Source organism: Streptomyces fildesensis (genome assembly GCF_016107395.1).
Taxonomy (GTDB): domain Bacteria; phylum Actinomycetota; class Actinomycetes; order Streptomycetales; family Streptomycetaceae; genus Actinacidiphila; species Actinacidiphila fildesensis.
In genome coordinates, this window is the sequence record NZ_JAAIKO010000003.1 from 447,304 (window position 1) to 459,127 (window position 11,824).

The following is an 11,824-nucleotide window of genomic DNA, read 5'->3' on the forward strand; positions in this document are numbered from 1 at the left end:
CCGACGGCACGTCAGAACGGCGGCGGGCGGCACTTTTTGAGTGCCGCCCGCCGCCGTGCGCGAGTGTACCGACACCGGACGATCCTTGGTGCAAATGGCTTCAATAGGGGATGAATCTTCCTTCGGACTCGTGGTCGACACCCATTTGGCGTGTAAGTTCCGGGGCCGTAGAGCCATGGAAGGGACACAACCGGTGAAGAAGAAGCTCGTGGGCGCGCTGTCCGGTGCCGCTCTGCTCCTGGCATTGACGGGATGCAGCAGCGACGACTCGAACGACAAGCTGGACGCCTGGGCGAAGACCGTCTGCGACCAGGCCTCGGCACAGACCAAGAAGATCAACGACGCGAACACGGCCATCACGAAGGTCGACAAGAACGGCAAGCCGGCGGATGTGAAGGCGGCGGACTCCGCGGCCTTCCAGCAGATCTCCGAGGCGTACAAGTCCCTCGCGGACATCGTGAGCAAGGCCGGACCGCCGCCCACCGACAACGGCGAGGTCCAGCACAAGGACACGGTCGCCGACCTCAACAAGGCGTCGGCCGCCTACGCGTCCGTGAAGACCAAGGTCGACGGGCTCGACACGTCGGACCAGGGGAAGTTCGCCGACGGCCTCACCGCCGCCTCGGCGGAGGCGGACACCGCCAACAAGACCGCGGAGACGGCTCTCAACACCCTGCGCAAGGGTGAGGTCGGCAAGGCGATGGCCGACCAGCCCGGCTGCAAGACCGGAGCCTCACCGTCGGCGACATGACAGGTCCGGCGACATGACAGGTCCGGCCGCACGACAGGTCCGGCGGCATGACGGGGCCGGCCGCATGAGACAGGGCCGGCCGCATGACCGGACCGTCGACATGACACGCCCGGCGGGTCCCTGACCCGATCCGAGGGCCCGATCCGAGGGCCCGATCCGAGGACCCGACACGGCCCGGCATCCCTCCGAGGGGCGCCGGGCCGCGCTCGTTCCGCGACAATGGGGGCGTGAGTACCCCGCCCCTCTCCAAAGCCCCGCCCCTCCCCGCCCCGGACCACGCGGAACAGCTGCGTGACGCCCTGCGGGCCGCCGCCTTCACCGCCGACGGCTGCCTCGATCTGCTCGGCGCCACCGCCTACGCGGCCCTGTCCCGGGCCGAGACCGTGCCCGCGCTGCGCGCCACGCGCGGCGGCAGCCCGCTGGAGTCGCTGGTGCGGCTCTTCCTGCTGCAGCGGCCGGTGACCCATGAGCGGCTGCGCGCCGCCCTGCCCGTCGACGTGTGCCTCGCCGACGGCTGGCTGGTCAGGGACGGCGACGAACTGCGCGCCACCGTGGACGTCCGCCCGTACGCGGGGGACGGCGGCGAGGACTGGTGGATCGTCTCCGACCTCGGCTGCGCCGTCGGTGGGGCCGGCGGCATCGGTACGGCGCCCGGCGTCGACCGGGCCGATCTGGTGCTGGGCGTCGGAGGGGCCTCCACGACGCTGGCGGGCCTCACCGTCCGCGACGCGGTGGGCTCCGCGCTCGACCTCGGCACCGGCTCCGGCGTCCAGGCGCTGCACGCCTCCCGGCACGCCACCCGCGTCACCGCGACCGATGTGAACGCGCGCGCCCTGCACTTCGCCCGCCTCACCCTCGCGCTCTCCGGCGCGCCGGAGGCCGATCTGCGGCAGGGCAGCCTCTTCGAGCCGGTCGGTGAGGACCGCTACGACCTGATCGTGTCCAACCCGCCGTTCGTCATCTCCCCGGCGGGCCGCTTCACGTACCGCGACGGCGGGATGCGGGGCGACGACCTGTGCCGCACCCTCGTCCAGCAGTCCGCCGCGCACCTCAACGACGGCGGCTACTGCCAGCTCCTCGCCAACTGGCAGCACACCGAGGGCGAGGACTGGCGGGAGCGGTTGGCCGGCTGGGTGCCGCGCGGCTGCGACGCCTGGATCGTGCAGCGCGAGGTCCAGGACATCACCCAGTACGCCGAGCTGTGGCTGCGCGACGGCGGCGACCACCGCGACGACCCCGAGCGGTACGCGGCCCGGTACGACGCCTGGCTGGACGAGTTCGAGCAGCGCAAGGTCAAGGGCATCGGCTTCGGCTGGATCACCCTCCGCAAGTCCGGCTCCGACCGGCCGGCGATCACCGCCGAGGAATGGCCGCACCCGGTGGAGCAGCCGCTGGGCGCGCACATCAAGGACTGGTTCGTCCGCCAGGACTTCCTCCGCACGCACGACGACGCGGCGCTGCTGGAGGCGCGCTTCCGGCTCGCCGACGAGGTGGTGCAGGAGCAGGTGGGGCTGCCGGGCGCCGAGGACCCCGAGCACGTGGTGCTGCGTACCAACCGCGGGATGCGGCGCGCCACCAAGGTCGACACGGTAGGCGCGGGCTTCGCGGGCGTGTGCGACGGGACGTTGCCGGCGGGCCGGATCCTCGACGCCATCGCGCAGCTGCTGGGGGAGGACCCGGTGATACTGCGCGACCGTACGCCGGACTCGATCCGGCTCCTCGTCGAGCAGGCGTTCCTGGACCCGGTGGAGAACTGACCGGACCCCGGTGGGCACTGATGCGCGCCGGACACACCTCGGCCCGCTCCCGAGCGGAGTAAGGGGAGCGGGCCGAGGCGGAGCGATCAGCGGGACCAGGGACTAGCCCTGCAGCACACGACCGTTGGAGTCGGTGCGGTCCTTGCTGGTGAAGAAGATGATGGCGTCGATGAACGACCAGATGCCGCAGCCGCCGAGGGTGAACAGCTGGCCGAGGGCCATGCCCGTGTGGCCGGTGTAGAAGCGCCCGATGCCGAGGGTGCCGAGGAAGAGCTGCAGCAGGCCCGCGGTGATCTTGGACTTGTCCGACAGCGGACGACCCTGCGGGTCGTAACCGAACGGGGCGTCGGGCGTGGGCGTGGCCATGGATGGCTCCTTGCGTTGGGGACGAAACACCAAAGGGACGTGCGTAGGTGCCCCGCCCCCCGATGCGTGGCCTGATCCTGGCAGCAACGCCTGTCGGTAGTCACATCATTTGACCGGACTTCATGAAAACGTGATCAGAGATGTGCTAGTTGATGTTGCGCAGTACACCCCAGACCAGCGCCCCGGCGATGAGGACCGCCTGGTACCGGCCCGGGATCACCGGCCGGTACGTCCGGCCGCGCAGCCCCTCCGCCAGCCACCGGCCGTAGAGGAACAGGCCCACCGGCGCGAGCACGAACAGGGCCGCGTTGTCATGGAATGCGCCGGGCAAATCGCCGTGCAACAGGTCATAGACCATGCGCGTCGCACCGCACGCGGGACAGAGCAGCCCGGTCGCCCAGTTGAACGGGCAGCGCGGCAACAGGTGCCCCGGCTCGTGCGGGTTGGTCGTCCAGAGGTACCCGGCGCCCGCGAGGAGCGCGAGCGGGACCGAGGCCGGGTGCGAGACGAGACGTCGCACCCGGCCGGCGGTCGGCCGCAGTCGGGTTTCAGCCACGCAGGACGCGACCCTGCGAGTCGGTGTTGTTGTTGCCCGTCAGCAGGATGATGCCGTCGATCAGCGACCAGATGCCGCAGCCGCCGAGCGTGAAGAGCTGGCCGAGCGCCATGCCGATGTGACCGGTGTAGAACCGGCCCACGCCGAAGCCGCCCAGGAACAGCGAGAGCAGCCCCGCCGTCACCTTCGACTTGTCGGAGTACGGGCGGCCGTAGGGGTCGTAGCCGTACGGGGCGGCCGGGTCGCCGGTGTACGCGCCGGGCTGCGCGTAGCCGGGCTGCATGCCCGGCTGCTGCGGGTAGCCGTAGCCGGGCTGGCCGCCGGCCGGCTGGCCGTACGGGTTCTGCGGGGGCTGCTGCGGCTGGCCGTACTGCGGGTAGCCGTATGCCGCGCCCGGCTGCTGCTGCGGGTCCTGCGGCTGGCCGTACGGGTTCTGGTCGGACATGGCGGGTGGCTCCCCCTGCTGAGAAACGTCGGGCGTCGGACACATCGGTTTTCGGTCGACGCCGCACATCTTTCCAGCTCGCCCGAGTGCACGTCCCGCCCGGGGCAGAATGCGAGGGTGATCCGCATAGAACTCGACGAGGCGTCGCTCGGCCGCACACGCATCGCCATGAGTCCGCTGTGGGACGCGTTCTGCAGCCTGCACCTGACGAAGCCGGGCCGGGAACCGTCCTGGCCGTACCGCAAATGGGTCGGCCGGGCCCGGCACGTCCTGGCGTCCGACGACCGGACGGGACCGCTGCGCGCCCTGTTGAACGGCCCGCTCGGCTTCCCCGACTTCATGCTGCCGCGGCCGCTCGGCACCGGCTCGGTCGAGGCGGAACTGGACGTGCTGCGCGCCACCACGCGTGAAACGGTGCAGCTGCAGATCGCCGAGCACTTCCCCGACGGGCTGCCCGAGCTGTACCGCCCGTACCTCGACGATCCGCGGCGCGCCTGCGGCGAGCTCGCCGACGCCTACGCCGCCTACTGGTACGCCGTCCTCGAACCGCACTGGCCGGTCATGCGCCGGCTGGTCGAGGACGAGGTCCTCATCCGGGCCCGGACGTTCGCCACCGAAGGCGTCGACGCGCTCTTCGCCGGCCTGGAGGCCCGTGCCCGCTGGAACCCGCCCGTCCTGGAACTGACCAAGCACATCGAGGCCGACTACCGGGCGGGGGAGCGCAGTCTGCTGCTGGTGCCGCTGGTCTTCGCCGAGGGCTGCCGGCTGTACTCCACCGACGACCCGGGCGTCATGGCCGTCTCGTTCCAGGCCCGCGGCGCGGGCGCGCTGCGCGACGAGCCCGAGGAGCGCACCGACGACCGGCTCGGCGCGCTGCTCGGCCGCGGGCGGGCCACCGTGCTGCGGGAGCTGGCCGCGCCGCTCACCACGGCCGGCCTCGCCGACCGGCTGGGGCTGGCGCCCTCGACGGTCTCGGAGCACCTGTCCGTGCTCGCCGAGGCCGACGTCGTCAGCCGCCACCGGGTCGGCCGCAGCGTCTACTACCAGCTCACGGACACCGGCCGGGCGCTGCTCGCACTGCTCAGCGGGGAGAACGTGCTCAAAGCCGTCTCCTGACGGCCGGGCTCCGGCCCGCCGGGTCGGCCGGGGTGACGATTCGGGGGTCACCGAATCAGTCGCCGGCGCCCGCCCCCGCTTCGTAGCGTCGCCCGCATGCTGGCAATCGACGCGCACCAACTGCGGCGCACCTACCGTTCCCGCACCGGATGGCTGCGCCCGCGCACCACCGAGACCGAGGCCGCGCAGCAGGACCGCCCTGTGGACCGGCCGCGCGCTGCCCTACGTCGTCAACGGTCTCTTCGTCACCGTCTTCACCCTCGCGGCGGGCGCCCTGCTGCTCGGGCTGCGGATCCCGGCCGCCGCCCTGCCGGGGCTGGCTGCCGCGATCGGCGCGGCCGCCCTGTCGTGCTCGGTCTTCGGGATCACCCTGGGGGCGCTCGGGCTGCGGTTCCGGGACGTCTTCCTCGTGTCGAACGTCGCGAGCGCCGTCCTGCTCCTGCTCACCGGCGCGAACGTGCCGCGCGGGACGCTGCCCGGCTGGATGCGCACGGCCGGCGACCTGCTGCCGCTGACCCACGCGACCGGGGCCGCCCGGGCGCTCGCCGCCGGGGGCACCTGGCGGGCCGCGCTGCCCGGGATCGGGGCCGAGCTGGCGGTGGCCGCCGGGTACACCGTGCTGGCCGTCGTCCTGCTGCGGATCTTCGAGCGCGGCAGTCGGAAGCGAGCCACGCTGGATGTGATGTAGCGCTCGGTTGTCGGCCGCCATTCACCCGGGGTTCGCCCGGACGCCGTACGGAGGTGCGAGTCTCCGGCGCGAGCCGCAAAAAAGCCGCGAAGACGCAGGAAGAAGGGGGACGGGCATGGAGAGCACACCCGCACTGTTCGCCGGAACGGTCTTCGCGCTTTTCGGAGCGGCGCTTCTGGTCTGGGCGGGGGCGCGCACAGCGGGTCGAGCACCGGTGACCCAGGGCGGCGGCCCGGTGGGGGCGGCCCTGACCATTCTTTTCGGAGCGGCGTCGCTGGTCGCCGGCGTCTGGTGTCTCGCACAGGTATAAGCGCACGTCACGCTGCCTGGAAACGGACCGGGCCGTCGGGCCGTGCGGCAGGAATGACGGTTGTCGGGTTACCGTTCGAGTGGCGTTGCGGACTTTTCGCGTTTGACATGGGACCGGGATGTACGGTCACACTCCGCAGCGAACCCCTTCGACCCGGAGAGAAGAGCGAAGTTGTCCCCGACCCGCGAGACCGCAAAGAGCGGCCGCCGACTCGTCATCGTCGAGTCGCCTGCCAAGGCGAAGACGATCAAGAGCTACCTCGGCCCGGGCTACGTGGTCGAGGCCAGCGTCGGGCACATCCGCGACCTCCCCAACGGGGCCGCCGAAGTGCCGGCGGAGTTCAAGGGCCAGCCGTGGGCTCGCCTCGGCGTCAACGTAGACAGTGACTTCGAGCCGATCTACGTCGTCAACGCCGACAAGAAGGCGCAGGTCAAGAAGCTCAAGGACCTGCTCAAGGACTCCGACGAACTCTTCCTCGCCACCGATGAGGACCGCGAGGGCGAGGCCATCGCCTGGCACCTGCAGGAAGTCCTCAAGCCCAAGGTCCCGGTCCGCCGGATGGTCTTCCACGAGATCACCAAGGAAGCGATCCAGGCCGCGGTCGCGAACCCGCGCGAGCTGAACCAGCCGCTCGTCGACGCCCAGGAGACCCGCCGGATCCTCGACCGCCTCTACGGCTACGAGGTCTCGCCGGTCCTGTGGAAGAAGGTCATGCCGCGCCTGTCGGCCGGCCGTGTCCAGTCCGTCGCCACCCGACTCGTCGTCGAGCGGGAACGTGAGCGCATCGCGTTCCGCACCGCCGAGTACTGGGACCTGAGCGGTACCTTCGCCACCGGCCGCACGGGTGACGCCTCCGACCCGTCGACCGTCTCGGCCCGTCTGACCAGCGTCGACGGCCGCCGTATCGCCCAGGGCCGCGACTTCGACGCGTCGACCGGGCGACTCAAGGACAACGCGACCGTCCTCCACCTGGACGAGGCGAACGCCCGCGCGCTCGCCGCCTCGCTCGCGGACAGCGCCTTCGCCGTCCGCAGCGTCGAGTCCAAGCCGTACCGCCGTTCGCCGTACGCCCCCTTCCGCACGACGACGCTGCAGCAGGAGTCCTCGCGCAAGCTGGGCTTCGGCGCCAAGGCGACGATGCAGGTAGCGCAGAAGCTGTACGAGAACGGCTTCATCACCTATATGCGTACGGACTCCACGACGCTGTCGGAGACCGCGATCAAGGCCGCCCGCGCGCAGGTCACCCAGCTCTACGGAGCCGAGTACCTCCCGGAGAAGCCGCGCGTCTACACCGGCAAGGTGAAGAACGCGCAGGAGGCGCACGAGGCGATCCGCCCCTCCGGCGACCGCTTCCGCACCCCCGCGGAGACCGGTCTGACCGGCGACCAGTTCCGGCTCTACGAGCTGATCTGGATGCGTACTGTCGCGTCCCAGATGAAGGACGCGGTCGGCAACTCCGTCACCGTGAAGATCGGTGGCACGTCGAGCGACGGCCGCGCGGCGGAGTTCTCCGCCTCCGGCAAGATCATCACGTTCCACGGCTTCATGAAGGCCTACGTCGAGGGCGCGGACGACCCGAACGCCGAGCTCGACGACCGTGAGCGGCGGCTGCCGCAGGTCAGCGAGGGCGACGGGCTCACCGCGGAAGAGCTCACCGTCGACGGCCACGCCACCAAGCCGCCGGCCCGCTACACCGAAGCCTCGCTGATCAAGGAGCTCGAAGAGCGCGAGATCGGCCGCCCGTCGACGTACGCGTCGATCATCGGCACGATCCTGGACCGCGGCTACGTCTTCAAGAAGGGCACGGCCCTCGTGCCGTCCTTCCTCTCCTTCGCCGTGGTCAACCTGCTGGAGAAGCACTTCGGCCGGCTCGTCGACTACGACTTCACCGCCTCCATGGAGGAGGACCTCGACCGCATCGCCCGCGGTGAGGCCCAGGCCGTGCCGTGGCTGCGGCACTTCTACTTCGGCGGCGACGACACCGCGGCCAAGGCCTCGGCCGCCGACGCCGGCAACGGTGACGGCGACCACCTCGGCGGCCTCAAGGAGCTCGTCGAGGACCTCGGCGCCATCGACGCCCGTGAGATCTCGTCCTTCCCCATCGGTGAGGGCATCGTGCTGCGGGTCGGCCGCTACGGCCCGTACATCGAGCGGGGCGAGAAGGGCGAGGAGAACCACCAGCGCGCCGACGTCCACGAGGAGCTGCCGCCGGACGAGCTGTCCGTCGCGTACGCCGAGGAGCTGTTCGCCAAGCCGAGCGGCGACTTCGAGCTGGGCACCGACCCCGCGACCGGCCGCCCGATCATCGCCCGCGACGGCCGCTACGGCCCGTACGTCACCGAGGTCCTGCCCGAGGACACCCCGAAGACCGGCAAGAACGCGATCAAGCCGCGTACCGCGTCGCTCTTCAAGTCCATGCAGCTCGACACGGTGACGCTCGCCGACGCCCTCAAGCTGATGTCGCTCCCGCGCGTCGTCGGTACGGACGCCGAAGGCGTCGAGATCACCGCGCAGAACGGCCGCTACGGGCCGTATCTGAAGAAGGGCACCGACTCGCGCTCCCTGGAGACCGAGGACCAGCTCTTCGACATCACCCTCGACGAGGCACTGGCGATCTACGCGCAGCCCAAGCAGCGCGGCCGCGCCGCCGCCAAGCCGCCGCTCAAGGAACTGGGCACCGACCCGGTCAGCGAGCGCCCGGTCGTCGTCAAGGACGGCCGCTTCGGCCCGTACGTCACCGACGGCGAGACGAACGCGACGCTGCGGACCGACGACGACGTCGAGACCATCACGCCGGAGCGCGGCTACGAGCTGCTCGCCGAGAAGCGTGCCAAGGGTCCGGCGAAGAAGAAGGCCACGGCGAAGAAGGCGCCCGCCAAGAAGGCGGCGGCGAAGAAGACCACCACGGCCGCCAAGAAGACCGTGGCGAAGAAGACGACGGCCAAGAAGACCACCGCGAAGAAGACCACGGCGGCGCAGACCACCGAATAACCCGCCGAAACACCGGCTCGTCCATGACCCCCCGCCCGTTTGTTCGGGCGGGGGGTCATGGATTTCCGTGCTCCGGATAGGCTGTCCGAATGACGCGAATCGAGCGGCCAAGGGACGTGACCGACGCTTTCGCCGGCGACCTCGCGGCGGACTCGCGCGAGCGGGCGGTAGGTGCCCTGCTGAAGATCCCGCCGCTGCGGAAGCTGTGGAGCGCCCAGCTCACCGGAGGCATCGCCGACCGGCTCGGCATGCTGGTGCTGATCTGGCTGACCGTGCAGGCAGCCGTCCTCGCCGGGTCCTTCGGCGGCGGCTACCGGGGCGCGGCCTTCGCCGTCGCCGCGGTGCTCGGCGTCCGGCTGGTGTCCACCCTGCTCTTCGGCGCCGTCCTGCTCGGCCCGCTGTCGGCGCTCACCGCGACCGCCGGCGCCCTGGACCGCCGCTGGACCATGATCGGCGCGGACGGCGCACGGCTGGCGCTGTTCATCGTCGCCCCGCTGTGGATCACCTGGGTGCCGTCCTCCGCCGTCACCTGGCTGCTCGTCACCGCCTTCGTGGCCGGTATCGCCGAACGCCTGTGGACGGTCGCCAAGGACGGCGCGGCCCCCGGGCTGCTCCCGGTCCCGACCCCCGGCGACACGGCCGTACGCCCCGCCCCCGACCACCTCGCGACGCTCCACCGCCTCGACCTGCGCACCGGGTTCGTCGCCCTGCCGCTCGCCGCGGCCGCGCTCGTCGTCGTGACCCTGCTGAACAGCCTGCTCGCGCTCGGCGTGAACTGGTTCGACCTCCACCAGGTCGCGCTCTCCTCCTACGTCGCCGCCGGGCTGTTCTCCGCGTCCATCGCGGTGCTGTACTTCCTCGAACTGCCCGACACCACGACGGTCCGCCCGCACTCCCCGCTCGAAGGCCTCCGGCTCCCCAAGGGACCCGACGGCTCCGAGCGCGGCCGCACGGGCGCCCTCCCGCTCCTCGTCCTGGCCACCGCGGGCGTGGCCGGCTCGATCGCCGCCGCCGTCGCCCTGTCGGTGTTGCACGCACTCGACCTCGGCTTCGGCCCGGTCGGCTTCGGACTCCTCGTCCTGGCACTGACCGCGGGCACCGTCACGGGCATCCGGGTCGGACCGCGCACCCTGCCGACCCTCTCGCGCCGCCGCCTGCTGGCCATCGCCATCGCCGTCACCGGCCTCGCGCTGCTGCTCACCGGACTGGTCCCCGACCAGACCACCGTCCTGCTGCTGGCGGCTCTCGCCGGCACGGCCGCCGGCGTCACCGCCAACACCGGCCACCTCCTCATCGAGCAGGAGGCCGAGGAGCAGCGCCGCGCGCGCACCACCGACCACCTGCACGCCGTCGTCCGCGTCGCGGTCGCCGTGGCCGCCATCGGTGCCCCGGTGCTCGCCGGACTCATCGGCCCGCACCGCCTCGCCAACGGCCACTTCACCTTCCAGCACGGCGGCGCCGCCTTCACGCTCATGCTGATCGGCGCGCTCCTGCTGCCGGTCGCCGCCCTCGTCCTCGGCAAGACCGACGACCGCCAGGGCGTACCGCTCCGCCGCGACCTGCGCGAGGCCCTGCGCGGCGGCGAGCCCGCCGCGGCGCCCTCCGCCACCGGCTTCTTCATCGCCATAGAGGGCGGCGACGGCGCCGGGAAGTCCACCCAGGTCGAGGCGCTCTCCGAATGGATCCGCGCCAAGGGCCACGAGGTCGTCGTCACCCGCGAACCGGGCGCTACCGCCGTCGGCAAGCGGCTGCGCTCGATCCTGCTGGACGTCTCGTCCGCCGGTCTGTCACACCGCGCGGAGGCGCTGCTGTACGCCGCCGACCGCGCGGAACACGTCGACTCCGTCGTCCGTCCCGCCCTGGAACGCGGCGCCGTCGTGATCTCCGACCGCTACATCGACTCCTCCGTCGCCTACCAGGGCGCCGGCCGCGACCTGGCCCCGACGGAGATCGCCCGCATCTCCCGCTGGGCCACCGACGGACTGGTCCCCAACCTGACGGTCCTCCTCGACGTCTCGCCCGAAGCGGCCCGCGAGCGCTTCACCGAGGCCCCGGACCGACTCGAGTCCGAGCCCGCCGAGTTCCACCAGCGGGTCCGCGCCGGCTTCCTGACCCTCGCCGCCGCCGACCCCTCCCGCTACCTCGTCATCGACGCCGGCCAGGAGCCCGAAGCGGTCACCACCGTCGTGCGGCACCGCCTCGACCAGGCACTGCCGCTCTCCCAGCAGGAGATCGACGCCCGCGAGGAAGCCCGCCGCCAGGCCGAGGAAGCCGCCCGCATCCGCGCCGAGGAAGAGGCGGCCCGGCTCGCCGAGGAAGCCCGCCTCGAAGCCGAACGCCAGGCCCAGCTCGCCCGGCTCCGCGAAGAGGAGGCCGAGCGCCAGCGGGAGGCCGAGGAGGCCGCCCGCCGCGAAGCCGCTGAGCAGGAGGCCGAAGCGGCCCGCCTGCGCGCCGAGGAGGCCGCCCGCCTCGCCGAGGAGGAACGGCTCCGGCTCGCCGCCGAGGCGGCCGCCCGTGCCGCAGAACAGGACCGGCTGCGCCGCCAGGCCGAGGAGGAGTCCCGGCTCCGCGCCGAGGCCGAGGCCCGCCGCCTGGAGAAGCAGCGCAAGGCCGAGGACGCCCTGCGCCGCGCCGAAGAGGCCCGCGCGGCAGCAGCCGCGGCCGCGGCGGCAGCGGCGGCAGCCGCCAGCAACACCACGCAGACCGTGGAGACCCCGAAGCCGGCGCCCAAGGCTCCGGAAGCGGAGACCACCGTCCTCCCGCAGGTTCCGAAGACCCTGGCAGCGGACGAGACCACCGTCCTCCCGCAGGTTCCGAAGACCCTGGCAGCGGACGAGACCACCG

General features: G+C 71.9%; 9 protein-coding genes and 1 pseudogene. 7 read left to right on the forward strand and 3 right to left on the reverse strand.

From position 1 onward, the window contains the following. Positions 1 to 193 precede the first annotated feature (193 nt). Positions 194 to 751, forward strand: a complete 558-nt coding sequence (locus C6N31_RS07945) for a small secreted protein (protein WP_307811283.1) — start codon at positions 194 to 196, stop codon at positions 749 to 751. 227 nt (positions 752 to 978) lie between these two features. Beyond that, positions 979 to 2,508: a DUF7059 domain-containing protein gene (locus C6N31_RS07950; protein ID WP_198357304.1), complete on the forward strand. Its 1,530-nt coding sequence runs from the start codon at positions 979 to 981 to the stop codon at positions 2,506 to 2,508. Positions 2,509 to 2,610: 102 nt separating this feature from the next. On the opposite strand, the gene C6N31_RS07955 is transcribed toward C6N31_RS07950, so the two are convergent. The 3 genes from C6N31_RS07955 to C6N31_RS07965 form a co-directional block, all read right to left on the reverse strand. Then, positions 2,611 to 2,874 (reverse strand): TM2 domain-containing protein, encoded by a 264-nt coding sequence (locus tag C6N31_RS07955; protein WP_138357097.1) that lies wholly within the window; start codon positions 2,872 to 2,874, stop codon positions 2,611 to 2,613. A gap of 145 nt (positions 2,875 to 3,019) precedes the next feature. Further along, positions 3,020 to 3,430 (reverse strand): DUF2752 domain-containing protein, encoded by a 411-nt coding sequence (locus tag C6N31_RS07960; protein ID WP_307811284.1) that lies wholly within the window; start codon positions 3,428 to 3,430, stop codon positions 3,020 to 3,022. Then, positions 3,423 to 3,875, reverse strand: a complete 453-nt coding sequence (locus C6N31_RS07965; protein ID WP_138357098.1) for a TM2 domain-containing protein — start codon at positions 3,873 to 3,875, stop codon at positions 3,423 to 3,425. Before C6N31_RS07965 ends, C6N31_RS07960 begins: the two co-directional genes overlap by 8 nt. A 117-nt stretch (positions 3,876 to 3,992) precedes the next feature. On the opposite strand from C6N31_RS07965, the gene C6N31_RS07970 reads away from it, so the two are divergent. From C6N31_RS07970 to tmk, 5 genes and pseudogenes are all read left to right on the forward strand, one after another. Continuing rightward, positions 3,993 to 4,991, forward strand: coding sequence for an ArsR/SmtB family transcription factor (locus C6N31_RS07970; protein ID WP_138357099.1), 999 nt, complete (start codon positions 3,993 to 3,995; stop codon positions 4,989 to 4,991). 193 nt (positions 4,992 to 5,184) lie between these two features. Beyond that, positions 5,185 to 5,679 (forward strand): annotated as a pseudogene (locus C6N31_RS07975) (ABC transporter permease); the annotation flags it as partial. A 115-nt stretch (positions 5,680 to 5,794) separates the two neighbouring features. Continuing rightward, on the forward strand, positions 5,795 to 5,989 hold the full coding sequence (locus C6N31_RS07980) for a hypothetical protein (protein ID WP_138357101.1): 195 nt from the start codon (positions 5,795 to 5,797) through the stop codon (positions 5,987 to 5,989). A 171-nt stretch (positions 5,990 to 6,160) separates the two neighbouring features. Beyond that, positions 6,161 to 8,980, forward strand: a complete 2,820-nt coding sequence (gene topA / locus C6N31_RS07985; RefSeq protein WP_138357102.1) for a type I DNA topoisomerase — start codon at positions 6,161 to 6,163, stop codon at positions 8,978 to 8,980. An 89-nt stretch (positions 8,981 to 9,069) separates the two neighbouring features. Next, positions 9,070 to 11,824 (forward strand): dTMP kinase (tmk, locus tag C6N31_RS07990; RefSeq protein WP_198357305.1); only part of this gene is annotated, 2,755 nt, incomplete at its 3' end.